Raw genomic sequence first — 26,193 nt, 5'->3', positions numbered from 1 at the left:
TAGAGCAAGATGGCTAAAAAAGCACCAGAAATGGAAGAGTATAAATATGGTTTTCGCGATGAACACAAATCCATCTTTCAAACCGGTAAAGGTCTGACTGCAGAAGTCGTTACCGAAATTTCCAAAATCAAGAACGAACCGGAGTGGATGTTGGAATTCCGTTTGAAATCCCTGAAACAATTCGAAAAAATGCCGATGCCTAAATGGGGCGGAGATCTTGACGGATTGGATTTCAATGATATTCAGTACTATGTTCGTCCTTCTGAAAAACAAGGGAAAACATGGGAAGAGGTTCCTTCCGAAATCAAGGAAACTTTTGATAAACTGGGTATCCCTGAAGCGGAACAAAAGTTCCTCGCAGGTGTATCGGCTCAGTATGAGTCCGAGGTTGTATACCACAACATGCAAAAAGAATTGGAAGATCAGGGCGTAATCTTCATGGATACGGATACTGCACTTAGAGAGCATCCGGAAATCCTGCGTGAATATTTCGCAACGGTTATTCCACCAGCAGATAACAAATTTGCTGCTTTGAACAGTGCCGTATGGTCCGGAGGAAGCTTCATCTACGTACCTAAAGGCGTGAAATGTGAAGTGCCTCTGCAAGCTTATTTCCGGATTAACTCCGAAAATATGGGACAATTCGAGCGTACACTCATCATTGCGGACGAAGACAGCTTCGTTCACTATGTAGAGGGCTGTACAGCTCCGATCTACAGCACGAACTCACTGCACAGTGCGGTCGTTGAGATTATCTGTAAGAAAAATGCCCGTGTTCGTTACACAACGATTCAAAACTGGGCACCAAACATCTACAACCTGGTTACGAAACGTGCGGTTGCTGAAGAAAATGCAACGATGGAATGGGTCGATGGCAACATCGGTTCCAAACTGACGATGAAATATCCAGCCGTTGTACTGAAAGGCCGCGGAGCTAAAGGTTCGGTTCTGTCCATCGCTGTAGCTGGTAAAAATCAGCATCAGGATGCAGGCGCGAAAATGATTCACTTGGCTCCAGATACAACATCAACCATTGTATCCAAGTCGATCAGTAAACATGGTGGTAAAGTAACCTACCGTGGTCTGGCTTCCTTTGGTCGCCAAGCGGAAGGTGCAAAATCCAATATCAAATGTGATACGCTCATTTTGGATAATGAGTCCACATCTGATACGATTCCTTACAATGAAATCATGAATGATAACATCATGCTGGAGCATGAAGCTACAGTATCCAAAGTGTCTGAAGATCAGCTCTTCTACCTGATGAGCCGTGGTTTGACTGATGCAGAAGCAACACAGATGATCATCATGGGCTTTATTGAACCGTTCACGAAGGAACTGCCGATGGAATATGCGGTAGAGATGAACAGATTGATCAAGTTCGAAATGGAAGGCAGTATCGGTTAATACCGCTGCAAAACAAAAGATCGAGGGATTTTCCCTCGGTCTTTTTTGTTGTGTGGAACAGCTGCTCGTGTATGCGAATATGAAATGATTCAGAATACAAAATTATACATTTGATTTATTTTCTCGTAACACTTATTACATATATTTAAATGGAATTAAATATGAGGAGGGATAGTTTGATGAGACAACGAGTAGGGAAAAGAACAAAGGCCTTATTATTGTCAGCATTGGTTACATTCAGCATATTACCCCTGTATTCCCCTGCTGTACATGCTGCTGAGGACGGAGTGTTCTCTGGTTCGTTCAATATTCTAAGTTATAATGTAGGAGGTCTCCCCAGTTTCGTTTCCAGTTCCAAGCCCCAAGAGTATACGGAGCAGATTTCCCCCAAGCTGAACGATTATGATATCATTAATGTGCAGGAGGATTTTAATTACCATAATCAATTAATTTCGCAAGTGACCCTGCCTTATTTGACTCAAACTAGTGGGGTAGCGGGCTTTGGAAGCGGGTTGAACAGTTTATCCCGGTATCCGTTCCGTGATTTGAAAAGGGTTACCTGGAATAAGCGCTCCGGCCTGTTTGACAATGGGAGTGATGAGCTGACGCCCAAAGGCTTCACCGCAGCAACCTATGAGATTGCACCTAACGTGAAAGTGGATGTATATAATCTGCATGCAGATGCAGGTGATGATGATAAATCGCTTGAGGCCAGACGTGATAACATCAAACAGCTGTCCGATTACATAAAAAAGAACTCTGAAGGTAATGCGGTCATTGTATTCGGCGATACGAATACTCGTTATACCCGCGCTTCGGACAACATCGAGATGCTGCTGACGGATAATGGATTGCATGATCCGTGGATTGATCTCGTTCGGGGTGGAAGCATTCCTGCAGACGGAGATGCGCTCATGGATGCTGGCAACGTCAATGGCCCCAGTTATGAAATTGTTGACAAAATTTTATATCGTGGAAGCAGAGCTTTAACGTTGAATGCCGCAAGTTATCGTGTGGAGGATCAAAAATTCGTTGATCCGTCTGGAAATCAACTTTCCGATCATTTTCCGATTACAGCGAATTTTGTATACAATGTTTCCCCTGAATATCGACTCAGTTCTACCATAGGAGGGGTAGGCGGGACTGGGTTTAATGACTTGGACCGCATCCCTGATGTGCAGCCTGACTCAATTGTACTGGACACAGGCAACCGTGTTGACGGTATTACGACATTGTATCGGGATGGAACGAGTCTGACCCATGGAGGAAAATCCAATACTTCCACACTGAATCTCGCTAATGGTGAATATGTAACACGAGCAACGATCAGTCAGGGGACACGAAATGGAGATAAACGAATCTTTCACCTTGAATTAATGACCAATCTGGGTAATAAAATTGCAGGGGGTCAGAAGACTTCAGAGCAGATCATTTTGGACGCGCCTGCGGGATGGTATATTGCCGGGTTTTATGGAAGAGCCGACCAGGAGATTGATCAGCTTGGAGTTATTTATAAGCGTGTCCAACCTTAATTTTGAGTTTAGAACGATAGAGAACAGATTTATTGTAACTTGTCTATAATCTATAGCACCGCTTGGAATATGCATTATTGGAAAAGACCGCAGGGTTTGGACCAATAACATTCTGAGCGGTTCTTTTTTGTAATAAAATAAGATCAATAGCACAAGCCATTTACTAGATTTAAGCATCTAATGATAGAAAAGGATGTGAATACATGAGCATAAATCCGTTCAAGGGATATCGGATTACAAGTTCATTTGGCTACCGAATTCATCCTATTTCTGGCGGACATACATTTCATCGTGGCATCGATCTCGTCACAGAGCCATGGAATGGGCCCATACATGCATTTATGGACGGGACTGTACGGTTTGCCGCAGAAGGGGCTACAGGCTCAGGATTTGGGGGTTACGGGCTTACGGTAGCGGTACAGGATCACAGGGGCTACTTGCATTGTTACGCTCACCTTTCCCGAATTGCAGTAAAAGTTGGACAACAAGTGAAACAAGGGCAGCTTCTTGGCAACCAGGGAAGCACAGGGGAAAGCACGGGTCCGCATGTGCATTATGAGGTTCGCAAAACGAGCTCTCCTTCGTATGGATACACAGCTAGTGAGAATGGTGTTGTTGATCCAGGAATCTACTTGCAATCTGAATATAGTTCAACGGTTGAAGAACAGGAGGGGACCCCAATGACGACGGAGGAAAGAGAGCGGTTAACAGCAATGGAGAAGATACTGGAATCCCAGTCTGCCTGGATACAGCAGCAGAAAAGCATTTCCAGTATGGCTTGTCCGTCCTGGGCAGAGGAAGCTTATCATTATTACCAACCCTATATAATGAACGATACGGGCAGTTATGATTTTTGGAGAATGCTTGTCATCATGTATCGCAAGGAGAAGGGCATAAAGGTCTCTTCTGGTTCCTCAAGTTAACAGGCAAAGCAGGCAGACAACCATTTATTGAATGTTGCCAGTTCGCCCGGTTCAACCAAACGCAAATATCATATGTTAGGGTATACCTGATGAAGAGGAGGCAATCACATGAGCGAGGTTGGATATGGCTGTGGTGGCAACGTAGGCGGCGTAGGCGGATACAATATGTTCACCAACACAGGTGCGATCTTGGTACTGTTCATTCTGTTGGTTATCATCACAAAAGCCTTCTGCGTTTAAACTCATATGAGCGAAATGAAATACCAAAAGGGAAGCCTTATCGGCTTCCCTTTTTTACGTGCATACCATGTAAAAGTGTAAAAATGTGTTCTTGAGTATGGTTCCTCTAACGCCTGCTGCGCATTGAACTGAATGCTAATCTTACTGGATATAAATTTCAACGATAGCTACATCTCTTTCCTTCGCTAAATCGATGAAGGCTGTAGAGGTCTGAACGAGTGGGCGGAAATAATCCGCAGGGTTGTTCAGGACAATCAGACCGGTTTCGCCGGTCGTGAGCAGAACCCTTTTGCCAATAAAATTGGGTAGCATATGTTTAATGAGTTCCTGCGTAACTTCAGCATTCAACTGACCGAAGCTGAGGCTGTACAACTCGCATAGCACGGAGATTAGCTCCTGCTTGGTTTGATACACCCGCGTGGTCGTCATCGCGCTGTACACATCGGCTACAGCCGTTATACGGGCAAATGGATGAATCTCGTCACCTTTCAGTCCGTAAGGGTAGCCACTTCCATCTTCACGCTCATGATGTTGAAGGGCAACGGTTGCAAGAATCTCGTCCTGAGTGGACTCTTTGACAATCTCATAACCATATAACGTATGTTTCTTCATTTCTTCGAATTCTTCGGGCGTTAACTTGCCCGGCTTATGTAACATTTCAGAAGGAATCTTGGATTTACCGATATCGTGAAGATATCCTGCTTTGGCTACGGTTAGACATTCCTCAGGGTTATATCCCATCCAGCTGGCGATATAAAAAGCGAGCATTCCGACTTGTAAGGAATGGTTGTAGGTGTAGTCGTTATCCCCGTCAAGCATCAGCAGCAGGGAGACAACGTCCTTTTGTTTTTCAAGCTGTCCTGTTAGGGTCATCAAAATCTCATCGACCTGAGTCTCATCAATAAAACCCTTCTCCATCGCTTGTTCAAACAGAGATTCTGTACCTTTGATCGTATCGTTAAACAGGTTAGTTAACAGACGGGTTTGATCGGAAGGTAAGGTTTGTGCATCAGAGTGTAGGTCAGATGTTGTATGCTCTACATCTGCATAATCGATTCCATGCTGCAGCAGCTTGGCAATATCATCGTCGCTGAGTGTGGAACCTTTCATCAGCATGTGGAGACCCGAACTGTTGTACACATCATTTTTTAACAGGTCGCCAGTTTTAAGATCAGTAACATGCACTCTCACGTATAAACCACCTTTTCCTCGACTAATATCGACACATGTCATTATAATAACAAGAAAAAAATGGGTTGACAACGACTTATTTACTAATTTCGTCACCTGTTCAACAGGTCGAATGACTAGTTATTTAGTTGTCTGTGGGGTTCCAGGGTCCTAGTTGATGACCTTTCCATTCGGAACCATCTTCCCATATTTCTTTTTTCCAGATGGGGACAGTCTGTTTGAGTCTTTCGATCGCGTAACGGCTTGCATCGTAACAGTCACTGCGATGGGGAGAGGAAACAGCAATAACAACGCTGATCTCTGCTACGTCGACCTTCCCAATCCGATGGCTAATCGCACATTTTACGCCTGGCCAGCGCTCATTGATTTCCCTACCGATCGCTGCCATCTGAGAAAGTGCCATAGGTACATAGGCCTCATATTCAAGATGAACCGTTCGTTGCTGTCCGGTCATTTCACGGGTGGTCCCAACAAAGGTTAGTGCTGCTCCATGGTTTGCTGTGATGACGAGCTTCGTTGTAGCTTCCACGGACAGTGGGGACTGGGTGATCAGGAATAATCCGTCATCCGTACGATGCTCAGGATGGGCTGAGCGATGTCCGTCACCATTCAAATGGGTACCCTCTCCTCCTGACACAGGGGGAATTAAGGCGAGTTCATCCTGAGCCTTAATTATAATATCGGCAGAAGCATACTGCTGGTTTACTGCCAGAAAAGAAACACGTATTTGAGCAGCCGCTTCAGGGTAAGCAAGGCTCAGTTTTTCTTTTAATTCCACTGGAGTCGGATCTGTTCCGGGGTAATCATATTTAAGCAGGGATGTGCCCAAACGTTCAGCGATGCCTGCAAATAGTTGAATTGTTAATTTCATGGGAATAACTCACCTCTTTTTAATCTCTAAACCCTATAAATATATCATAACGACGCGGAAAATGTTATGCTTGTCCATTAGAGGAATGTACGTTATAAACGATAAGAGGGAGGCGGTGTGATGAGCACCAAGAAGACGCAAACATTAACGATATTACACACCAATGACATCCATAGTCATTTTGGCTCCATGAGCTCCATCGCCGCCATGATCGGACATGAGAGGGAACAGGCTGGGGAATTTCTGGTCGTGGATATCGGAGATCATATGGACCGGATGGCTGTGGAGACGGAGGGTACCCTCGGGGCAGCCAACGTGGATGTCATTAACCTGACCGGTTACGATGCGATAACGATCGGGAACAACGAAGGACTAACTTTGACACCCGAACAACTGGCGCAGTCTTACTCTGGACTTCTGTGTCCTGTTGTATGTGGAAATGTGGTAGACCAGGCTACAGGCCTGCCACCAGTCTGGATGAAATCCTCTCTCGTTTTGGAGAAGGGGCCATTTCGCATTGGTCTGCTTGGTGCTACAGCACCCTTTACCGCGTTTTATGAATTGCTGGGTTGGGATGTATTGGACCCGGTAGAGACGCTGCGTGAGCAGGTTGAAGCTCTGCGTGCTCAGGTGGATGTAGTCGTTATCTTGTCCCATCTGGGGCTTTCCACAGATCGCAGATTGGCCGAACAGATCCAGGGCATCGATGTCATTCTGGGTGGACATACACATCATGTACTGGAAGAACCCTTAGTCATTGGTCAGACGGTGCTTGGAGCGGCAGGCAAGTTTGGTCAGTGGCTTGGTAAGGTGGTACTGGAGTGGGAATATGAAGCGAACGAACTTACACTAGTGAGCAGCGGCTGTGTTCCAGTCCAGAACATGTTGCTCGAAGAGAGCGTATCGCTGGCTATAGACACACACCGGACTGAAGCTGAGCGTGCGCTTGGTCAAACAGCCGTGATTACGGACAGGACGCTGACCATTGATTACGATCATGAGTCTCCGTTTGCGTCATTGCTTGCCCAGGCTGTTCGTCAGTTCACTGGGGCAAAGTTGTCTCTTGTTAACGCCGGGCAGCTTCTTGGAGATCTTCCCCAGGGGAATATTACAAAGGGAATGTTACATTCCCTATGTCCATCTCCCATTAATGCCTGTACAATATGCTTGAATGGAGTTCAGATTCGGGAGGCTCTGGAGCAGTCCCTGTTGTCAGAGTTTTCGCGTAAACCGATTATCGGGTTTGGATTCCGCGGGGATATTTTAGGAACATTGTGCATGGATGGAATGGATGTGGAGTATGATCCCCATTCGCCTCCATACGAGAAAATCCGTGCCATATATATTGAGGGCGAGCCGATTCTTGATGAACATGAATATGTGGTAGGAACACTCGACATGTTTACGTTTAACGTAGGTTATCCGTCTCTTGCTCTTGGAACGGATACATCGTATCGACTTCCTGAATTCATACGTGACCTGCTTGAAACGGAATTAAAAAGGCCAGGGGCGCTGGACGACAGCCTGCGATCCCGTTGGCACGAAATCTAACAAGTACTTGCCTTCTGCTGAAGCGGCGGCTAGTGGAAATTACATCTACGGAGCGGGAGAGGATAGGCTGTGCGTTTAGTACATATAAACCTATTGCAGCCTGGCATGAAGCTGGGGAAACGAATTTATAGTGAAGAGGGTTTGGTTCTGCTCAGTGAGGGAGTAGAGCTGACCAGTCGGTTGATTGGACGTCTGAAGGATCTGGGGATTGGATATGTGTATATATCTGATGCAGCAACAGAGGATATCATTATTCCGGATATGCTGCAGGAAGAGACCAGGCGCAGAGCGCTAGTAGAGATCAAACAGCAGTTTCAGAGTATGTCGGGTCTCAAAACCAAAAGCCGGATCCCACACTTCGGAAAAGCACTTAGCGGGATAATGAATACGATTCTGGAGGACATTGGCAGTCAGAAGGAAGCAATGATTATGCTGATGGATATGAACGCCAGTGATTTTGACCTATATAATCATTCTCTCAATGTATGTGTGTATACGCTGGTTCTTGGTGTGGCATCGGGCTATACTCGGCAGCAGTTAATGGAGATTGGACTTGGAGCTCTGTTGCATGATATCGGTAAAACGCAGATCGCTCCAGAGATTTTGCACAAGCCTGCCAAATTAAGCGATGAGGAATTTAAAATCATACAGCAGCATACTACATATGGACATCGTATTCTCAAAGACGAACCGGGTATACCGCTCCTTGCTGCCCATTGCGCATTACAGCACCATGAACGGATTGATGGCAGCGGCTATCCTTTTGGCTTGAAAGACAAAGAGATTCATGAGTATGCCAAATGGCTGGCTCTTGCCGATTCGTATGATGCGATGACAACCAATCGGGTGTATAAACAGGCCTTGCTGCCACATCAAGCTGTAGAAGTATTATACACGGGTTCAGGGACACTTTATGAACAGCGAATGCTGGAGAGGTTCCGTGACTGTGTAGCTATTTATCCTTTAGGTATTTCCGTAACGCTAAGTACGGGGGAGATCGGCGTTGTTGCAGAAATCCATCCCCGCGTTCCGCAACGACCACGCATTCGTGTGCTCAAGGATGCTTACGGCCAGACATTAAGTGCACCCTACGAGATCGATCTGTCCACAGCGTTGTCTGTTATGATTACAGGTGTTGAAGGAGTGGAAGACGCTACGCCAGCTTCAGCGCGTGGCGAATTATTTTGATATCCTGACGTCTAATGGAGCATAGATCAACGCTCATATCGTAATATCGTGGCCGAGCTGGCCCGATATTACGCGGGCGTTTTTTGTCATGTAATGGACAGAGCATGCTCATGCCAGAGTACAGGAAATTGTGCTATGATTAAAGATAACTCCAAAAGATGAAGACGGGGTATGTTGTAAATAAAACTTTTTAGGTTAATAAAAGGAATAAGGTGAAGAACAATGACCATGCTAAACTCAGGATCGGTAGAGCCGATGCCTTTATCGCCGACTAATGATCCTTGGGATCCGATCGGCTCTTTGCGTACATATGGACGCCATGTGCTGACCAGTGTAGAAATGACCGTGACTCATCTGTGCAATATGCGCTGTGAGCATTGTGCGGTAGGAGATATGTTAACGATGCGTGAAGCACCAGCGCTTCCGCTGCCTTTGATGCTTAAAAGGCTGGATGAGGTGGAGCACCTTCAGACCATCAGTCTGACGGGCGGTGAGCCGAGCTTCAGCCAGAAGACTGTGGATGAGATGATCATTCCGCTCCTCAAATATGCCAAGGAACGGGGCATTCGTTCCCAGATCAACTCGAATCTGACCCTGGATTACCGTCGCTACGAGCAGCTTCTGCCTTATCTGGACGTTATGCATATCTCATTCAATTATTTGAATGCCGATGACTTTCACCAAGTCGGGTTTGCCAACAGTGGTAGACCTGTAAAGCGGGAAGTCGCGGTGAAGATGTATGAGAAAATGATTGAAAATTCCCAAAAACTCAGTGAAGCAGGCATGTTTATCTCTGCGGAGTCCATGATTAATTTCCGTACCCATGACAAGCTTGAGGGCATTCATCAATTGATCCGTGAGATGGGCTGTGTGCGTCACGAAGTGCATCCGATGTATAATTCGAATTTTGCTTCTTCGCTGCCAGTGCTTTCCCTTGATCATATGAGAACGGCTATTCACCGTTTGTTGGATGTGCGTGACAAGGATATGTGGATGCTGTTTGGTACACTTCCGTTCTTCGCATGCAGTGCAGCAGAGCAGGATCGCGAACTGATTAACCGACTATACAGCGAGCCTAAAGTGACGGTTCGTAATGATCCCGACGGTCGTAACCGCGTCAACGTCAACATGTTCACCGGGAACGTGTATGTTACCGATTTTGCTGACATCCCGGCGTTTGGCAACATCCGTGACCGGAAGCTGGATGATGTATTCCATGAGTGGTCAGCGGAACATCCCTTGAATCAGACAGTGAACTGCCATTGTGATGCTGCTTCTTGCTGCGGTCCAAATCTGCTGGTGGCAGATATGTATTATAAAGGTGTGGATTTCAAATCGAGAAAAGCAATTACACGTTGATATTCCAGGTGTATTCCTGAAATAGATCAAAAAGGGGAGTTTCGACTTGGGTATTCATACCGAATTTCATCTCGGGCAGTTGGTATTTAATCTGGTCTGTGTGTTTCTGCTCGTATTTTTGAATGGCGTATTTGTCGCAGCGGAATTTTCTCTGGTCAAAGTTAGACAAACACGCCTCACTCAATTACAGAGTGAAGGGAATAAGTTGGCTGGTTATGCACTGAAGGTGAATGGTAAATTGGATGCCTATCTATCGGCAACCCAGTTCGGAATCACGCTGACATCACTGGGGCTTGGTTGGCTCGGTGAACCAGCCATTTCCGAATTGCTGGTCGAGCCTCTGATGTTCAAGCTTGGTGTAACGGATACAGGACTTATATCCACGGTATCGGTCATCATCGGTTTCTGTATCATTACGTTTTTGCACATTGTGCTGGGTGAGCTAGCGCCCAAATCTCTGGCGATTCAAAAAACAGACGGAGTGGCTTTGCTGCTATCGGCACCGTTGCTGTTATTTTATAAAATTTTCTTCCCATTCATCTGGGTACTGAACGCTTCAGCCAATGCACTGCTGCGCTTGGCAGGCATTGAACCCGCCAGCGAAGGGGAGGCTCATTCGGAAGATGAGCTTCGCATTTTGATGAAGCAAAGTGCGAAGAGTGGTGTCATCGACAAGGATGAAATCAAACTGATGGATAACATCTTTGATTTCTCGGACATGCTGGCACGTGAAATTATGCTGCCACGTACGGATATGGACTGTCTGTATACTCATATGTCGCTGGAAGAAAACCTGAAAATTATTAATGCAACGAAGCATTCCCGTTACCCTGTGGCTGTTGAGGATAAGGATGAGATTATCGGATTTATCCACATTACCGATTTGCTTCTCGCTGAACCAGACCAGCAGCATGATCTGGCTGCGCTTGTTCGTCCCATTCTGAATGTTCCTGAATCGATGGAGATCAGTCATGTACTTCGTCTGATGCAGAAAAAGCACTCCCAGATGACATTGGTGGTTGACGAATACGGCGGTACAGCCGGCTTGCTGACTGCGGAAGAGATTTTGGAAGAGATCGTCGGTGATCTGTATGATGAATTTGAGGACGAACGTCCACATATGGAGCGCAGTGGAGAAGCCTTTTCCATCGATGGTCGTTCCCTGATTGAAGAGGTTCATGAATGGACCGGTGCTGTCATTGAGGATGAGGAAGTCGATACGATTGGCGGCTGGCTGTTCAAGGAATTGGAAGGCAGCGCGGTCAAAGGTAAAACACGGGAGCAAAACGGTTATGTCTTTGAAGTGGAAGAGTCCACCCGTCTCCGAATTACTCGAGTGAAGGTATATAAGCGACCTGCTGCTGACGAAAATAAGGTGGAATTAGGAGAACAGGAACCAGCCTCCTCGCAGGATGGTGATCGTGAACGTAACATGGACTGAGTTTTGATGAAATAATCATCAATACATATGGTCCCCATATCCAATGAAGTGACCTTCGGAGACTGCCCAGCGGGGTGAGTCGTTCGAAGGTCTTTTTTTGCGTTCAGCTAAATATGGGATTAACTTGGGGACAGCGACATATGGTTATAGAGACGGGAAATGAAAGCTTGTAATGATGGGATGTTAAATGTACCAAATCAAAGATGAAGGAGGCGTTGTTCTGTGTCAGATCCGCAGCTTCGTGCTTACGCCCCTTTTGTGGGCCCGTTTGATCCATGTCCACCGAAGACGATTCGCACGTACCTGGTTCCTCCGCAATTGTTTATCCCATTTCAGCCGATGGGCTGGCCGCAGTACAGTCCCGCAGAAGCCTTAAGAATTGGAACGTTGTGGCCTGCTTTATACAGTCCGTATACACCTGCGAGCTCGAAGGGAAGGAAGGTGGAAGCAGATGGAACCTGAAGCACCCAAAGCCTGTGATGCAAAATACTATGAGCTGCTGGAGGAACTTCAGGCCCTGGATTTTGTATTGGTTGAGCTGAATCTGTATCTGGACACCCACCCGGGTGACTATCAGAGCATTGAGCAATACAACAAATTCAGCCAGGAGCGGATGAGGGTGGCACATGAGTTTCAGCAATTGTACGGACCGTTGATGAACTTTGGGCATGCGTTCTCCAAATATCCGTGGGAATGGTCCCAGACGCCATGGCCTTGGCAAGTGTGAGATAACATCCTCGGGTTTCCTTGCAGTCATTCCAGGCCGGAAGCTCGAGGGATCGTAACAGGTTGGATTTGATTTAAAAAGGGAGGCGTCTGCATGTGGGTGTATGAGAAAAAATTGCAATATCCCGTTCGGGTCAGTAAATGTGATCCTCATATGGCGAAGTTGCTGGCGGAACAGTATGGAGGCGCAGACGGAGAATTGGCGGCTGCCCTGCGTTATTTGAACCAGCGGTATACAATTCCGGACAAGATTATCGGGCTGTTGAACGACATAGGCACGGAGGAATTTGCTCACCTTGAGATGATTGCCACCATGATCTACAAGCTAACAAAGGATGCAACGGTGCAGCAGCTGGAAGAAGCGGGGCTTGGGCCAAACTATGCTCAGCGTGATTCTGCTTTGTTCTATACGAATTCTTCGGGTGTGCCATTTACAGCAGCCTATATTGCCTCGAAGGGAGATCCTATCGCGGATTTGTACGAGGATATTGCAGCGGAAGAGAAGGCACGGGCTACATATCAGTGGTTGATCGATCTGACGGATGATGTGGATCTGCAGGATAGTCTCAAGTTTCTGAGGGAACGGGAGATTGTGCATTCCTTGCGTTTTCGCGAGGCAGTCGAGATTCTGAAGGATGATCGGGAGACGAAGAAGATTTTCTGAAAAGGACAACATATCGTTCTCATTGCCGTTCTCTGCCAAGGGAACGGTTTTTGCAATGAAAGGCACGTTCAGAGCATGCTCCTCATTAATTTTGAGTGAATGGGAATGCGATGCTATCCAGTAATAATTATCATTTCAAATATAAAATAATAAAAAACAGGACCATCCTTTTTTATTTAAAAAGGCTGCCCTGCTTTTTGGGGTTACGTGTCAAGCTCTCAGTATTCAACGACCATGGCAACATTTTGCCACCCAGCGCCAACGGTCCAGAACAGCACTTTATCACCACGCTGAATTTGTCCGGATGATATGGCTCGATGCAATGCAATAAACGGACTGCTGGTTGAGGTGTACCCGAACTCGTCTCCAATGTAGACGGCAATATCTTCGCCAATGCCAATGTTTTCGGATACAGCACGTATATTCGCAATGGATAATTGGGAGAAACAAGCAGCTTTGATTTCGTCTGCTCCGATCTCGTTACGACTCAGCAAAGTACGAATCGATTCAGAAGCTGCACCTACACAGATGGAATCATCAAACGGTATGAATTTGACATGGAAGGCACCTGCGTCAACGCCGGTTTGGCCCAGTTTTGCAAGACCTTGTGCCGGGAAGAGGGAATTGCCGTACACACAGGTATCGGTCTGATAGATCGAGTCAATAAAACCGACAGCCTGCTCGTCCCGTTCAACAATAACAGCCGCTGCTGCGTCTCCGAAGTTCGCGAAGTATACTGGATCGTCCGGACTGGCGTGAGGAGCGACGTAATCCGAGCCGATAATCAAAGCCCGACGAATTCTGGGATTGCCCAGCATCTGGCGGCTAACTTGTTCAAAGGCTGCGGTCATGCCCGCACAGTTGGCATTGCTGTCAATGCAGATCGTATGGGATGCCCCGTTAATCAGGCGATGAATCATTAAGGAATTCGTAGGAAAGATGTATTCCGGCGTTTGACTTGCATAAGCAATCAGATCAATATCGGCACCGGTAAGTCCGGTCTTTTCGAGCAAATTACTGGCGGCCTCAAAGGCCATGCTTAGTGAGTTTTCATCATCGTTGTCAATTTTGTAACGTGTATCACGTCCAAGTGCCTTTAACAATCCCCGAATATCTACACCTCTTGCATCAAAATGTTCAATGTAAAAGTCATTGCCCACCTTGTTCGTGGGATGATAGATATCGATATCTACAATACGAATTCCAGCCATCTTCATTCTCCTCTTGAGCGGATGGGTGAACCCTCAGCTTGTCCGCCTGATTTATTAGGTCGTAACTGTGGAGATGATTTCAAGATTGTCCAGTCCGACAGACCGTCCGAGACGGGACAGCTGCATTTTCAGAATGGCATTATTCTCAAGTGTCAACACCACTTTTTTATATTCATCTTTTTTGAACATCTGCAGGCAGCCCTCGAGAAGAGGCACAATTTCCGGAGCGGTAACATTCAACTTTTTGCAATCGATGTTCAGCTGATACTCCTTGGTATTAATCGAAGCGATTGTGTCCTGATATGCCGAAATGGAGCGTAAACCGTCTTCTTGAGAGAAAGAGCCCTCCAGTTCAATGTTTAGCACCTTGCTCGGAACGTCAGTTTTCAGTATAAAACTTCCCATGATTGTTCTCTCTCCTTTAAATGAGTTAAGGCTATCCTGCTACCCAAGACATAGGCCTTGAGGCCCTCGTTGACTGCTTCTGTGATGTAGGCGGATTCGAAGGATAATTTAACCATATTATAAAGGTAGAGATGTAATAAGATCAATAAAAAAGTCGAATCATGTATAAAAATGTAGAAGATTGAATTATTGGATTTCATCCAGTGTAGCGAGCAATACATTAAATGCACTGATGATCCGTGGAGCACCAACACACGGAGCCAGATGCAGCAGAATTCCTTTGAGCTGATCCACGGTTACACCGACGCTGAGTGCCATTGCATAATGAACTCCCAGCTGCTCATATTGTCCCATGGAGATCAGTGAGGAGATAATCGCAACTTCCTTCCATTGATCGGTAATGATTGTACGCTGAAAAATATCCCCGTAAGCCGTTCCCATAATAAACTCGGCTAGCTCAGGGAACTGCTCCTTAATGGGTGCCAGTGCTTTTGCGCCATATTCACCGGAAAGCTTTGCAAAACGCTCCAATCCTTGAGTCACTTGTTCACTCATGCTATGTTCCTCCTAATTCAAAGTCACGGTACGGTGAGCCGTGGGTGGAATCTCGTCCCGATCGGTAAGAAGCTCAATGACAGTAACCTGGTTTAGCTTCTGCGCGGTCTGGAGAGCAGAGGTGAATTCCGCCCGGGTTTCCGCCTTGAAAGCAACCGCACCGAGAGACTCCGCAAATTTTGCTGCATCCATGGGAACCTCGTACAAGGTGCCATCGATTCGTCCTGTCGTTTTTTCCATGCCTTTCAGTGCCATATCCAGCTGTTTATTGTTCACGACGATGAAGATGACAGGCAGATTATTGCACACAGCGGTGTTAATCTCGGTTCCAAGCATCATGAAGCATCCGTCACCTGTAATGCATACGATGGTTTCTTCCGGTGCGGCAGTCTTGGCCCCAATAGCCATGCCGATGGCATTACCCATGCAGGCAAAGTAGGCGTCAAACACAAAGCTGCCGGGTTTCTTGACTTTATATCGTTGAACCGCATGAAACCCATGACTGCCATCATCCACAAACAGCTTATGATCATATGGAAGCAGTTCACTCATTTCTTCCAAGATGGAAGCCAAGGACAGACGCGGCAGATCCGGGAGAGGTAGGGTGTAATCCACATTGGTCGTTTCTTGTGGAACAACAGGTCGTTCTGTCAGTGTACCGAGCAAAAACTGCAGATTGTCCTTCAAATCGCCGGTGATATGTAAGGTTTGTGCGTGAAGTATTTTACCAACGAATGTAGGATCAGCATCGAATTGAATCAGGTGTGCAGGATGGTTTTCAGGCTTCAAATTACAGATCGTCATATCACTCAGACGTGAGCCGAGTACGATGTAGAGGTCACTTTGATTCAGTAGTTCATCTGCATGAGGGAAGCCGCCAACACCGCAAGGCCCATGGTAAAGGGGATGATCCCAGGCAATGGCGCCTTTGCCTCCAGGAGAAGTAATGACAGGAATATTGAAATGTTCGGCCAAATGAAGCAATTCATCATGGGCTCTGGCGCGAGTGACGCCTTTACCAGCAATTATTAAAGGGTGACTGGACTGTTGAAGTAAGGGGAGGATACGATTCAGGTTGGACACGCTAATCAGGGGTTCTGGCTCGGGGATGACAACCCGAAAGTCAGTGAGCTGTTCGGTTTGTACATCAAATGGAAGACAGAGATGGACCGGACCTTTGTTGGGACCGAGTGCAATGGAAAGGGCATGGTTCAATATGGTGCTGAAATGATCACCGCGCTCCACCAGCTTGCTGAATAGTGTGGCAGGACGGAACATCTCCGCCAGATCAGCCAAGTAGGAAGAGGAGTCCTGACATTGCGGAATTCCCAATTCCTGAATGGATTGATGACCTGTAATAAACAGGACGGGCAAATTATTGGCCTTGGCATGAGCTGCGGCGGTGAGCAAGTTGGTTCCGCCCGGACCAGAGGTGGCAAAGGCCACGCCCAGTTTTCCTGTTTGGAGGGCATAGCCCGATGCGGCAAAGCCTGAACTGGATTCATGGCGACCTGGAATGAATTCCAAACCGTAATCGACCATTTTCAGGACAGCAGGACAGATGGATTTTCCGATAATACCAAAGACATGAGTAACGCCTAAATTACGCAGAGCTTCTGCCAAATAGTCCGCAACTGTTCTCATGCGGGACACCTCGCTTCACAAAATAGGTTTTTGGACCCATAGGTCAAGTTCCGTTTTTGGAGTATATGTCGTTGTCTAAGGTGTAAAAGGAAATAAATCCTTGTTAATAGGAAGAGTAGCTTTTTTTGTGGTTTTTTGTCAACCGATTTTATGAGTATAAATTCCTGATTCTTAAGTTGTAACCGCTTAATGTCTTGTCCCATAAGTAAAAATAAATTGGTTATATATTCCTGCAACAAATTACCTACAAACTTAATTTGTATCATAAAATGTAAATTTATATAGAATATGATAAATTTGTGTTGTGTAGATCAAATGAAGATCCTGTGCTTTCCATTTCACATCCGTGCAAAGATTGGCAATGTTAAGCTTTCTGTTATACTGAAATTCGATGGGAGTGAGTTGAATGACAATGATAAAAATGGCTGTAATTGGACTAGGCAAAATGGGATTACATATGATACATCAGGCAACACAGGCAGATCTATCCGAAAAAGTAGAGATTGTAGCGGTATGCGATTCCAGTGAGGAACATTTGACCTCGTTTGCATCCTCTCATCCTGAGACGAAGATGTACACGGATTTTATGCAATTACTCGAAACACATGCGGTTGATTTGCTGTACATTGCGGTCCCGCCTAAATATCACTATGCCGTCGTTATGGAGGCACTGAAGCGCAAGATTCATGTATTCTGTGAGAAACCACTGGCAAACAGCGTGGAGGAAGCCAGAGCAATGCTGGAGGCAGCCGAGAAGGCTGGTGTAGTACATGCAATCCATTTCTCCATGCCGCATGAACCATCTGTAGTGATGCTGCAGAAATTGATCCGGCAGAAAACGATTGGTGAGATTCGCAAAATCGATCTGATTCTGCAATTTCCTCAGTGGCCACGAGCGTGGCAGCAAAATGCCTGGATTACCAGCCGCGAGCAGGGTGGATTTATTCTTGAAGTGGGAATCCACTGGATTCATATGATTCAAAAAGTGTTTGGGGCTATCCGGGTGATTAACAGTCAGGTTCAATTTCCTCAAAATACAGGTGAATGTGAACATGAAGTTCAGGCTGCGATGGAGCTGGAGGATGGAACCCGAATTCAGTTAAATGGGATTGCTCATTTTGCAGGTGAAGAGCGTGTATCCATGGTGGTTTACGGTAAAGAAGGGTCAATTGCTTTGGAAAACTGGGATCAATTATGGAGTGGACGCATCGGAGAGCCGCTTGTCCCCGTCGAAGTTGAGGAATCCTTAAGCCAGCTTCCTGTACTCAAACACGTCATTGCCCGTCTTCAGGGCCAACCTGCCCAAATATACGATTTCAACGATGGCTATCATGCACAGCTTGTTCTTGAAGCGCTTCGTAATCCGGATCAATCTTGATCCCAATAGGGTACAAGGCTAGAAGAGATTCATGTTAAAGTTTCTTTCCTTTTCAAAAAAAGAAGCAGATCCTCTCATGGAGAAGGGGCTGCTTCTTTGTGTTATTTGGATTTGATCCATAGGGTCAAGACAGCTTGAATCGATTTACCAATTGATCGAGTGCATCGGACATTTCGTTTAACTGTTTGGACGTATCCGCCATTTCCTGTAACGATGCAAGCTGCTCCTCGGTCATAGCGGATACTTCCTCCGTGGCAGATGCGGTGTCCTCCACAACAGCTGATACTTCGTTAATGGATGTCATTACTGCTTCGCTGCCCGAGGTAAGCTCTTCAACCACAGCGGATACATCCAGCATTTCAGCACTGAGGTCTTGAATGTGCTGCGTAATATTCGCAAAGGCTTGGCCTGCATCTTCAATCGTTCGCAAGCCTTCGCTGACATGAGATGTACTGGCTTCGACTTCATGAACGGTACTCTGTACACCAGCTACGACCGTCTCCAGAATGCTCGTAATTTCTGTGGCTGAGGTGGCGCTTTGATCTGCGAGATTCCGAATTTCGCCAGCGACTACAGCGAATCCGCGGCCATGCTCTCCTGCACGCGCGGCTTCGATTCCGGCATTGAGTGCGAGCAAATTCGTTTGTCTTGCAATACCTGACATGGACTCGGCAATGTTGATGACTTGATCGGACATTTTCGATATTTCATGAATGGCTCCCTGGACGGAAAGGAAGGATTGCTCGATAGTTCCAATTTTACCAACCGCATTATTAATTCGCTGTTGTCCATCCAGTGCAATGGTCTCCGTGCGTACAGCGCGTTCAGCAGCCTCCGATGCGGAGCCAGCAACTCGGTTGAGTCCGGTTAGGGATTGTTCCATCGCAGCGACCATGGTTTGAGTAAGAGCAACCTGCTCATCTGCGCCTTCGGCAACACGTTCCATGGCTGCGGCAATTTCCTTTCCAGCCAGATGACTATCCGACACGCCTTTATCCAGCCGGTCAGATGCGGCGTTCAGGGTGGTAGCGTTGCTTTGCACGTCCAACATCATCTGCTGTAAACCAAAAAGCATCGTATTGGCTGCTTCCGCAAGTTCCCGCGTTTCATCCTTCATCGGCGTGGCAATGCGCAGCGTTAGATCGCCATTAGAGGAGCCGATGTCATTCAGCGCGCGGATTACTGTACGGATGTTTTTTACAATGGAACGGGACAGAATCAAGGCTGCAAAGATCGAGATCAAGGCTACAACGACAAGTGCTCCGTATAGCTCCCAGTTCAAAATTTTGTTCTTTTGCCTTAGCGCTTCAGTGCGATTTTCAGTCAACGTCAGCTCATTGGTGCGAAATGTATTCAATAGACCACGAATTTCATCCATATCCTTCTTGCCAGGATCTTCCACAAAAAATTGCCGGATCGCCTCTATATCATTCGCTTTTCGAAGTGCAATAACCGGCTCGCCAGCGACTTGAATCCAGTCATTCGTTTTGGCTGAAATTTCTTCAAGAAGTGCCAGCTGTGCAGGGTTATCCGAGACAAGCACCGCCAGTTGATCCTTGAGCACATTCTTCTGTTGAACGCCTGTGTTATAAGGGTCCAGATAGCTTTCTTGTCCTGTAATTACATAGCCTCGTTGTCCTGTCTCCATGTTCACCATAATATTCTCGATCTCATAGGTTAGATCATGTACCTTCATATCATGATCCACCAGAAAGTCCAGTTCTCGTTGTAACTGGCTGATGCTGTTCTGAATTAATAAAATAGAGCCAGCAAGTACTGCGAGTACGAGCAAATAGCCCAAACCAATCTTATAAAAAATTTTGAAGGTCCTGTGCTTTTTCATGTTTGTTATTCCTCTCCCTGGGGTATATGTATTTGTCGAAAAAACTAGAATGATAGGTCTTGTAGTTCTAAAGATTAGGTGTCTAAAGAACTATTTTCCGTATTATACTGAAAGGAAGTTCAATTGTATATAGTTTGTTTAATTTAAGTATAATGTTTGTGGACTGTGTATAACGTAGATGACACAGTTGTTTTACATTGCGCGGTTTACACTGCCAAACGTTTATGTTTATCATGGAAGGGGAACGATTCCGAATACATATCCCAATCCGAAAGGAACATTGGACATGACAAAAGAGACGGTATTGCGTAAACCGGAAGCGATGATTTTTGATATGGATGGTACATTGTTTCAGACGGAAACCCTGTTGTTGCCAGCCTATCATCAGCTGTTTGATACATTGCGGGCCGAAGGACATTTTGAGGGAGAGACTCCTCCTGAAGAACGAATGCTGGGAAGCCTGGGAATGTTGCTAGAAGATATATGGAAAGTGGTTATGCCCGAAGCTTCAGTTGCGGCCCATCGACGTGCAGACGAACTGCTGCTTCAGTTGGAGATTGAAGGACTGGATGGGGGGAGCTCGCAGCTGTACCCACAAGTAAAAGAGACGCTGAAAGCGTTGAAAGAACAGGGTGTGCGGTTGTTTGTCGCCAGCAACGGGCTGGAGGACTATGTTAAAGGCGTGGCCTTTGCCCATGAGATCATGTCGCTCTTTGAAGGCGTGTATAGTGCAGGACAGTACAAGACCCCTTCCAAAGTTAACTTGGTTCAGATCCTGCTTGAGAAGCATCGGATTCAGGACGCATGGATGGTTGGGGATCGCTCTTCTGATGTGGAGGCAGGCAAAATGAACAACCAGACCGTCATCGGCTGTGCCTATGCTGGGTTCGGACGTGACGAAGAACTTGCAGGATCAGATGTACTGATCTCTGATTTTACGGAACTGCTTCGTTTGTATCGGGAAGCCGAGTAGAAACGGTAGAACAAAACCGACCACCCCAAGTCCATTCGGACGTTGGAGTGGTCGGTTTTTTTGGGTTCAAGGAGGATTCGGTTCACTATCATATGAATTCTCCGATCCTCACTGCGATCCTCTAGTCCTTTTGAGGGTCGCCGATTTACCTTTTACGCGTTTGACCGGTTTGGTTACCTTTACCCCACGAGGGGGACGAATGGCATTGGCATGATTGCGGTACACCCACAAGGCGTAATCCAATGGTTGGGTAATCGCTTTGGAATAGATATCATTCTCACCAATACGGGCAAACACCTCACGTGCAGGCTTCGGATTCACTTCAATCAGATAGATGTGCCCACTCTTGTCAATCGCCAAATCGAGAGCCAATTCACACAAGTCGCCATAGGTGTTTTCCAGAAACGTAGCTACATCAATCCCGAATTTCTCGGCCGTTGCATAAATTTCTACTCGCTGTTTCTCATCGGTGATCCATTGTTTCATCAGTTTGTGCATCGCTATGGCCTGACCACCACCATGCAGATTGGAGGTAACACTTTTCTCCGCACCCATTCGTCCGGCACATCCTGTTAACTCCCACTGTCCTTCACCGTTCTTTTGGACCAGCATGCGATAATCATGAACACGGCCGTTCGGAAGCTGGAGTTGAATCCCCTGTTGAACCAAGTATTTGTCTTTCATATTCCAGTTCTGGAGAAGTGAACCCAAGCGTGACAGATGGACTTTGCGTGGGGTGATGATCCGGCGTTTCTGGTCCCGTCCCTGTACAAGAACTGTATTGGCCTCGTTGTCATTGCGTTCGATGCGTAGAATTCCACGCCCTCCGGTTCCATTAATAGGCTTCAAATAAATTAGGGGGTTGGCCTTCAGCATTCGATTGACGTCGGACATATCCTGATACAGAAGAGTGTCGGGCAAATGCTCGTGAAAGGCTGACTTCGCGGAGAGCGTCTGATGGATGGTCCATTTATTACGCAACGGGCGGTTGAGAAAGAGCAAGTGACCATACCTTTGCCGAAAGGCAAGCAACTGCTGAAATCTGCGATTGCGCTGTATGCGGCAGCGGTCGAAGATGATATCCGGGAATGAACGCCATTCCCGGGACCAGCCTTTTCCCGAACGAAAGACCATGGCCTCAATCTGTTTGCCTCCTGGATGTACATCGGCAGGTGTGAACACATAAATATCGAGTCCCCTCTTGCGCCCTTCAAGGATCATTCTGCGGTATATGCTCCGTTCTTCCAGAGCGCGGTGCTCATTTAAGTACAACGTCATAATGCCCAGAACAGGTGAGGACACAAACAATCACCTTCTTTAGCTGTTATTCCTGTTCATCATCGTTTGGACTGACGGGCAAGGTAGGCGCTGTACTGAAAAATACGTTCCAATGATCTGCGCCGAATCTGCGGTTCATCGAACTTCATCGGCTTTGCATTCGCTTCGAAGAACCAGATCTCGCCCAGATCGTCAACGCCCAGATCCATAGACATCTCACCAAGCGTATGCCCTGAGCCTCGTTCCACTTGTCTCGCGATCAACAATGAAGTGGACTTCACCCGCTTCATCAGTGAAGTTGACATTTCTTCCCCGAACAGTTCAGTGAGCAGCTTCTCAGGGTCCTCCACCGTACCTCCACGCGGAACGTGGGTCGTAATGCTTCGAGAGCCGGCGAGACGGGCGCCAACACCGGTTACGCTCCACTGTCCTTTGCCGTTTTTCTGCACAAGTACCCGTAGATCGAATGGACGCTTATGGGACGAAGCCAGCTCAATACCCTGCTGCATGATATAAGGCGTGTGTCCTGTCTCCTTGCGAATTCTTGCCCATAACTTGGAAAGGGTTGCGGCTTTGTACGTGGTGCTTTTTCGGGTACTCTGTATTTTAAGCCGGTAAGGAAGACGTTCTCTTTCCTGGAGCTTGAGCATCATGATGCCTTTGCCGGCTTTGCCGCTCTCTGGTTTCAGATACAGGTAAGGATACGATCGAAGCACCGTCCCCAGAGCGGTTGCTGTTCGCATTCGGCGAGTATAGGGAATCAGCTGCTGGGTAGACTTGGATTTCTTGAGCCATTCGAACAGATTCCATTTATTGAAGAAGAACGGGTTATACAGTTCGATGCCAGAATGCATGCATTCTTCAATTTTTCGCTGTACTGAAGGTTTGCGTTCATCTTCCCGATTGGGAATCCGATTGTAGAGTACATGGGGAAGGGGGAAGAACTGTGAAGTCCATCTCCCAATCCCATTGTTGTACGTGTATCCTTTCACCGTGGGGCCGCTCACATTTAAATCTCGTACAGTCACGACGTACACCACATATCCCATATTTTCGCCTGTCTGCACAATATCCAGGAAATTTTGATGGTTTCCTCTGAACATCCGTTGATCATCGTGCATGGTCAGGACGGCAATGATGGGTTTGAACTCATCCTGCAGGCTCATCAAATGCTGTCTCTCTTCCGGAATTTGCTCAAATACAGGCAATGTTCCAGGATGTGTTCCACCGAAGATTTTCCTTCCTGCCGGAGCGAAGGATGACGGAAAATGGAGCGGCCGGGTTTGGCGTTCGCTTCGAACATCCATACATGTTCCTCCTGATCAATGCCCAGATCAAAGCCAATCTCACCAATTAGATGCTGGTGCTGGGTTTCAATCGCCTGGGCCAGTGTAATAGCGACGGATTTGGCATGCTGAAGCACTTCACCCGCTCGGTCGCCAAAGTTGCGGCTGAGCGCCTGCTCAGGGGTCATCAGGGAACCGCCATTTTTGATATGTGTGGTTACGCTGCCTCGGCCAGCCTTCTTGGCGCCAATACCAACAACCACCCATTGATTGTTTCCGTTTTTATGCATGTGAAAGCGGAAATCAATCGGACATTCCTCAATCTCAATGAGCCGGATACCTTGTTGAACGACATAACCGCGGAGCTGTTTACCGTGTCTGCCTTGAAGCATGCGCATCAGACTGTTGAATGAACCAAAACGCAGCAGGGCGTTGCCGCCTTTTTTGCGATAACGGGCAAAATATCCACGTTTGGGAGAGTAGGTCAATCGGTAGATGCCATTGCCGAGACTGCCCGCTGTAGGCTTATAGTAGACAAACTGATGGCGCTCAAGCATCTCTCTCATCTGTTCGACAGTCGGATTGGTGATGGACTCAGGTATATATCTCCCTGCTGCCGGGTCATTCTCGAGCAAATTGTAGATATCTGATTTGTTAAAGAAACTCCAATTGAAGAAAGGGATTTTGCGCCGAATGAATCGCTCCCGCAGCTGGTTGATCGCTGGTGAGAAGTCAGAGCGGCGGCTGGGTAACCGGTTATACACGACATCTGGCAGAGGTACCGTTTTGCGACTGAAGCTTCCGTTGTCATTAAGGAAAAGACCAGAAACTGTTTCATTCTGCCAATTAATATCCCTTGGGGTAAACGCATAAATATAGGATTTGCGGCTGCCTTCACGGAGCAGCTGTTTAATGAAACCCGTACGGGAACCAAAAGGGTTGGTACCCGTAGCAGGTCCGTCAGATAATACGCCAATCAGTGGACCCAATTGAACTTCATCATTCTGCAGATTGCGAAGGTAGATGCTGCCCCGTTTCGGAACGTTCATCAGATTGCGTATGCCCGAAGCGAGATAGAGATGTTTGCCAGCCTTTTTGATCGGTTTGATAGTTGCGGGCACCCGGTCACGGCCAAACCGCAGATGAATCGTTTTTTTGCCGGATAGATTCAGGCTCTTCATTAACGCGTTGGATACATAAACCACTTTATCCGGCTGCTGTGTGAAATGCAGATTGCAAAAGGTCAAACTCATGATTTATCCTCCTATCCTGAAAAGATCCTTCGGCTCCATGGCAAGCGGCGCGCTGCGTGCCTCAACTGCCGTGAATCGGGATGGGTTTCAGGCCAGCTGTGCTGGATGTATTCGGCATTTTCATTGGACGCTTCACGTCCGTGAGAACATGTTGTTGCAGCAAATAACGGGCATAGGCAAGCGGCCGGGTGTAGGTCAGTCTGTGCATACGAGGATCACCCGCCTCTGCGAATGAGGAACGTCCCGGTCTCGAATTCACTTCGATCAGCCAGAGGCGACCGTGAACATCTGCTCCGAAATCAAGACCCAGTTCGGCCAGTCTGCCAAATCGGCTTTCCAACAGGGGGGGGATGAGGGCAGCAGCCTGCCTGATCGTCTCCAGCAGAGCGTTGGATTGCTCGCTCCCATATCGGTCCAGCAGATACGGATGTACAGGGTACGCCTTACCCCCTCCATGCAAATTGGAAGTCAGTGTGCCAGCGGGTCCTTCCCGTACCATACATCCGGTTAGAGACCAGCGTCCTTGCCCGTTTTTTTGCACCAAGGCCCTAACGTCGAACGGTCGTCCATGATGACTCAGTTCCAGATATGGCTGTAAGATCATCTTTTTACCGGCCTTCTGTGAATCCAGCCAGGCAGAGACATCCTGGCGACGCTCAAATGTACGGTGAACCAATTCATTGCGAGTATTTCTGCCCTCCATGATCCAGGAGGCTTGCTGATCTTCGCGGTAAAGGCGAAATGTATCTTTACCATGAGTGCCCGATACAGGTTTGAAAAAAATGCCTTTCGGCCAGCGCGCCAGCCACTGCTCCCATAAGGTATCCGACTGAAGCAGCGTAGTAGGGGCAAGAAGATTACGCAATCTTGTATCAGCAGACAAGGCGCGGTGTACCTTCCATTTACCGGGCAAGGAAGCAGACCAGTAACGGGCCAGGTGTCCGCTGCCTGTTGAAACCAGCTGCTGAAGCTGCTGCTTGAATGTTCTGGGAAGCGGGAGCAGACAGCGGTCCATGATCAGGTCCACAGCAGGAAGAGGAACGATGTTCCATTCTCCTCTATCGAATGCATAACCCTGTGTTAGCCGGGATGCACTGGGTTTATTCGCTACGGCCAGCACGATGATATTTAGGCCGTAACGGTGGCTTTCCAAACTGAGACGACGACAGAAGAGTTCATCCACGAAAGGAGGCGAGCCTTCTGTTGCCCGAACCAGGATGGCTACTGTGTTGGTCTGATGTTCCAGGAACATTCCGCTGCACCTCCTCTAATGG

The 26,193-nt window shown here is 47.2% G+C and carries 24 protein-coding genes; 13 read left to right on the top strand and 11 right to left on the bottom strand.

Translation table 11 applies throughout. The features are described 5' to 3' along the window. The first annotated feature begins 9 nt into the window (after nt 1-9). The 4 genes from sufB (at nt 10) to HW560_RS33560 (ending at nt 4,102) form a co-directional block, all read left to right on the top strand. Nucleotides 10-1,407: a Fe-S cluster assembly protein SufB gene (sufB, locus tag HW560_RS28780; RefSeq protein ID WP_062319997.1), complete on the top strand. Its 1,398-nt coding sequence runs from the start codon at nt 10-12 to the stop codon at nt 1,405-1,407. Nucleotides 1,408-1,586: 179 nt separating this feature from the next. Continuing rightward, the gene (locus HW560_RS28775) at nt 1,587-2,939 is read left to right on the top strand and encodes a jacalin-like lectin (RefSeq protein ID WP_179265292.1); all 1,353 of its coding nucleotides are present in this window, start codon (nt 1,587-1,589) and stop codon (nt 2,937-2,939) included. A 203-nt stretch (nt 2,940-3,142) separates the two neighbouring features. Beyond that, on the top strand, nt 3,143-3,862 hold the full coding sequence (locus tag HW560_RS28770) for a M23 family metallopeptidase (RefSeq protein WP_179265291.1): 720 nt from the start codon (nt 3,143-3,145) through the stop codon (nt 3,860-3,862). Nucleotides 3,863-3,970: 108 nt separating this feature from the next. Further along, on the top strand, nt 3,971-4,102 hold the full coding sequence (locus tag HW560_RS33560; protein ID WP_208642727.1) for a YjcZ family sporulation protein: 132 nt from the start codon (nt 3,971-3,973) through the stop codon (nt 4,100-4,102). Between the two features lie 141 nt (nt 4,103-4,243). Here HW560_RS33560 and HW560_RS28765 read toward each other — a convergent pair whose 3' ends face one another. Beyond that, nucleotides 4,244-5,293 carry an HD-GYP domain-containing protein gene (locus HW560_RS28765; protein ID WP_179265290.1) on the bottom strand — a complete coding sequence of 350 codons (1,050 nt, stop codon included), beginning with the start codon at nt 5,291-5,293 and terminating at the stop codon, nt 4,244-4,246. Nucleotides 5,294-5,417: 124 nt separating this feature from the next. Then, nucleotides 5,418-6,164, bottom strand: coding sequence for a molybdenum cofactor biosynthesis protein MoaE (locus tag HW560_RS34320; protein WP_090895345.1), 747 nt, complete (start codon nt 6,162-6,164; stop codon nt 5,418-5,420). Between the two features lie 120 nt (nt 6,165-6,284). On the opposite strand from HW560_RS34320, the gene HW560_RS28755 reads away from it, so the two are divergent. The 7 genes from HW560_RS28755 to HW560_RS28725 all read left to right on the top strand — a co-directional run bounded on the left by HW560_RS28755 (nt 6,285) and on the right by HW560_RS28725 (nt 13,093). Then, nucleotides 6,285-7,715 (top strand): bifunctional metallophosphatase/5'-nucleotidase, encoded by a 1,431-nt coding sequence (locus HW560_RS28755; protein WP_179265289.1) that lies wholly within the window; start codon nt 6,285-6,287, stop codon nt 7,713-7,715. A 69-nt stretch (nt 7,716-7,784) separates the two neighbouring features. Beyond that, the gene (locus HW560_RS28750; protein ID WP_090895348.1) at nt 7,785-8,903 is read left to right on the top strand and encodes an HD-GYP domain-containing protein; all 1,119 of its coding nucleotides are present in this window, start codon (nt 7,785-7,787) and stop codon (nt 8,901-8,903) included. A 222-nt stretch (nt 8,904-9,125) separates the two neighbouring features. Beyond that, nucleotides 9,126-10,262 carry a radical SAM/CxCxxxxC motif protein YfkAB gene (gene yfkAB, locus HW560_RS28745; protein ID WP_090895350.1) on the top strand — a complete coding sequence of 379 codons (1,137 nt, stop codon included), beginning with the start codon at nt 9,126-9,128 and terminating at the stop codon, nt 10,260-10,262. A gap of 52 nt (nt 10,263-10,314) precedes the next feature. After that, the gene (locus tag HW560_RS28740; RefSeq protein WP_373565019.1) at nt 10,315-11,703 is read left to right on the top strand and encodes a hemolysin family protein; all 1,389 of its coding nucleotides are present in this window, start codon (nt 10,315-10,317) and stop codon (nt 11,701-11,703) included. Between the two features lie 222 nt (nt 11,704-11,925). Further along, a complete protein-coding gene (locus tag HW560_RS28735) occupies nt 11,926-12,165 on the top strand; it encodes a spore coat associated protein CotJA (RefSeq protein ID WP_063564296.1) in 240 nt (79 codons plus the stop codon). Next, nucleotides 12,155-12,430, top strand: coding sequence for a spore coat protein CotJB (locus tag HW560_RS28730; RefSeq protein WP_063564297.1), 276 nt, complete (start codon nt 12,155-12,157; stop codon nt 12,428-12,430). Before HW560_RS28735 ends, HW560_RS28730 begins: the two co-directional genes overlap by 11 nt. Before the next feature lie 93 nt (nt 12,431-12,523). Further along, a complete protein-coding gene (locus HW560_RS28725; RefSeq protein WP_090895354.1) occupies nt 12,524-13,093 on the top strand; it encodes a manganese catalase family protein in 570 nt (189 codons plus the stop codon). Between the two features lie 218 nt (nt 13,094-13,311). On the opposite strand, the gene HW560_RS28720 is transcribed toward HW560_RS28725, so the two are convergent. The 4 genes from HW560_RS28720 to HW560_RS28705 form a co-directional block, all read right to left on the bottom strand. Further along, nucleotides 13,312-14,304: a 3-oxoacyl-[acyl-carrier-protein] synthase III C-terminal domain-containing protein gene (locus HW560_RS28720; protein WP_090895356.1), complete on the bottom strand. Its 993-nt coding sequence runs from the start codon at nt 14,302-14,304 to the stop codon at nt 13,312-13,314. 54 nt (nt 14,305-14,358) lie between these two features. Next, on the bottom strand, nt 14,359-14,709 hold the full coding sequence (locus tag HW560_RS28715; protein WP_090895358.1) for a hypothetical protein: 351 nt from the start codon (nt 14,707-14,709) through the stop codon (nt 14,359-14,361). Nucleotides 14,710-14,895: 186 nt separating this feature from the next. Continuing rightward, complete coding sequence (locus tag HW560_RS28710; RefSeq protein ID WP_090895360.1) at nt 14,896-15,264, bottom strand: carboxymuconolactone decarboxylase family protein; 369 nt, start codon at nt 15,262-15,264, stop codon at nt 14,896-14,898. A gap of 12 nt (nt 15,265-15,276) precedes the next feature. After that, nucleotides 15,277-16,908: a thiamine pyrophosphate-binding protein gene (locus HW560_RS28705; protein ID WP_179265287.1), complete on the bottom strand. Its 1,632-nt coding sequence runs from the start codon at nt 16,906-16,908 to the stop codon at nt 15,277-15,279. 406 nt (nt 16,909-17,314) lie between these two features. Here HW560_RS28705 and HW560_RS28700 point away from each other — a divergent pair, with 406 nt between their 5' ends. Then, nucleotides 17,315-18,286, top strand: a complete 972-nt coding sequence (locus HW560_RS28700) for a Gfo/Idh/MocA family protein (RefSeq protein ID WP_090895365.1) — start codon at nt 17,315-17,317, stop codon at nt 18,284-18,286. Between the two features lie 124 nt (nt 18,287-18,410). Here the strand turns inward: HW560_RS28700 and HW560_RS28695 are convergent, their stop codons facing one another. Continuing rightward, the gene (locus HW560_RS28695) at nt 18,411-20,129 is read right to left on the bottom strand and encodes a methyl-accepting chemotaxis protein (RefSeq protein ID WP_179265286.1); all 1,719 of its coding nucleotides are present in this window, start codon (nt 20,127-20,129) and stop codon (nt 18,411-18,413) included. A 286-nt stretch (nt 20,130-20,415) separates the two neighbouring features. Between HW560_RS28695 and HW560_RS28690 the strand changes: the two genes are divergently transcribed. Further along, on the top strand, nt 20,416-21,102 hold the full coding sequence (locus tag HW560_RS28690; protein ID WP_179265285.1) for an HAD hydrolase-like protein: 687 nt from the start codon (nt 20,416-20,418) through the stop codon (nt 21,100-21,102). A gap of 108 nt (nt 21,103-21,210) precedes the next feature. Here HW560_RS28690 and HW560_RS28685 read toward each other — a convergent pair whose 3' ends face one another. The 4 genes from HW560_RS28685 to HW560_RS28670 form a co-directional block, all read right to left on the bottom strand. Next, nucleotides 21,211-22,404, bottom strand: coding sequence for a YheC/YheD family endospore coat-associated protein (locus tag HW560_RS28685; protein WP_090895370.1), 1,194 nt, complete (start codon nt 22,402-22,404; stop codon nt 21,211-21,213). A 35-nt stretch (nt 22,405-22,439) separates the two neighbouring features. Then, complete coding sequence (locus tag HW560_RS28680; RefSeq protein WP_090895372.1) at nt 22,440-23,546, bottom strand: YheC/YheD family endospore coat-associated protein; 1,107 nt, start codon at nt 23,544-23,546, stop codon at nt 22,440-22,442. Continuing rightward, nucleotides 23,546-24,919 carry a YheC/YheD family endospore coat-associated protein gene (locus HW560_RS28675; RefSeq protein ID WP_179265284.1) on the bottom strand — a complete coding sequence of 458 codons (1,374 nt, stop codon included), beginning with the start codon at nt 24,917-24,919 and terminating at the stop codon, nt 23,546-23,548. The genes HW560_RS28680 and HW560_RS28675 overlap by 1 nt, the downstream gene beginning before the upstream one ends. A 61-nt stretch (nt 24,920-24,980) precedes the next feature. Beyond that, nucleotides 24,981-26,171 carry a YheC/YheD family endospore coat-associated protein gene (locus HW560_RS28670; protein WP_179265283.1) on the bottom strand — a complete coding sequence of 397 codons (1,191 nt, stop codon included), beginning with the start codon at nt 26,169-26,171 and terminating at the stop codon, nt 24,981-24,983. Nucleotides 26,172-26,193 lie beyond the last annotated feature (22 nt).

Source organism: Paenibacillus sp. E222 (genome assembly GCF_013401555.1).
GTDB lineage: Bacteria > Bacillota > Bacilli > Paenibacillales > Paenibacillaceae > Paenibacillus.
This window is presented reverse-complemented; position numbering and strand designations above follow the sequence as displayed.

Bases quoted from the DNA above. Each gene is read 5' to 3' on its own strand.
- HW560_RS34320 (WP_090895345.1), bottom strand. From the start codon at position 6,164: ATGAAATTAACAATTCAACTATTTGCAGGCATCGCTGAACGTTTGGGC.
- HW560_RS28715 (WP_090895358.1), bottom strand. From the start codon at position 14,709: ATGGGAAGTTTTATACTGAAAACTGACGTTCCGAGCAAGGTGCTAAAC.
- HW560_RS28695 (WP_179265286.1), bottom strand. From the start codon at position 20,129: ATGAAAAAGCACAGGACCTTCAAAATTTTTTATAAGATTGGTTTGGGC.
- HW560_RS28730 (WP_063564297.1), top strand. From the start codon at position 12,155: ATGGAACCTGAAGCACCCAAAGCCTGTGATGCAAAATACTATGAGCTG.
- HW560_RS28705 (WP_179265287.1), bottom strand. From the start codon at position 16,908: ATGAGAACAGTTGCGGACTATTTGGCAGAAGCTCTGCGTAATTTAGGC.
- yfkAB (WP_090895350.1), top strand. From the start codon at position 9,126: ATGACCATGCTAAACTCAGGATCGGTAGAGCCGATGCCTTTATCGCCG.
- HW560_RS28720 (WP_090895356.1), bottom strand. From the start codon at position 14,304: ATGGCTGGAATTCGTATTGTAGATATCGATATCTATCATCCCACGAAC.
- HW560_RS28680 (WP_090895372.1), bottom strand. From the start codon at position 23,546: ATGAGCCTGCAGGATGAGTTCAAACCCATCATTGCCGTCCTGACCATG.
- HW560_RS28725 (WP_090895354.1), top strand. From the start codon at position 12,524: ATGTGGGTGTATGAGAAAAAATTGCAATATCCCGTTCGGGTCAGTAAA.
- HW560_RS28770 (WP_179265291.1), top strand. From the start codon at position 3,143: ATGAGCATAAATCCGTTCAAGGGATATCGGATTACAAGTTCATTTGGC.
- HW560_RS28675 (WP_179265284.1), bottom strand. From the start codon at position 24,919: ATGAGTTTGACCTTTTGCAATCTGCATTTCACACAGCAGCCGGATAAA.
- HW560_RS33560 (WP_208642727.1), top strand. From the start codon at position 3,971: ATGAGCGAGGTTGGATATGGCTGTGGTGGCAACGTAGGCGGCGTAGGC.
- HW560_RS28755 (WP_179265289.1), top strand. From the start codon at position 6,285: ATGAGCACCAAGAAGACGCAAACATTAACGATATTACACACCAATGAC.
- HW560_RS28775 (WP_179265292.1), top strand. From the start codon at position 1,587: ATGAGACAACGAGTAGGGAAAAGAACAAAGGCCTTATTATTGTCAGCA.
- HW560_RS28670 (WP_179265283.1), bottom strand. From the start codon at position 26,171: ATGTTCCTGGAACATCAGACCAACACAGTAGCCATCCTGGTTCGGGCA.
- sufB (WP_062319997.1), top strand. From the start codon at position 10: ATGGCTAAAAAAGCACCAGAAATGGAAGAGTATAAATATGGTTTTCGC.
- HW560_RS28700 (WP_090895365.1), top strand. From the start codon at position 17,315: ATGACAATGATAAAAATGGCTGTAATTGGACTAGGCAAAATGGGATTA.
- HW560_RS28710 (WP_090895360.1), bottom strand. From the start codon at position 15,264: ATGAGTGAACAAGTGACTCAAGGATTGGAGCGTTTTGCAAAGCTTTCC.
- HW560_RS28690 (WP_179265285.1), top strand. From the start codon at position 20,416: ATGACAAAAGAGACGGTATTGCGTAAACCGGAAGCGATGATTTTTGAT.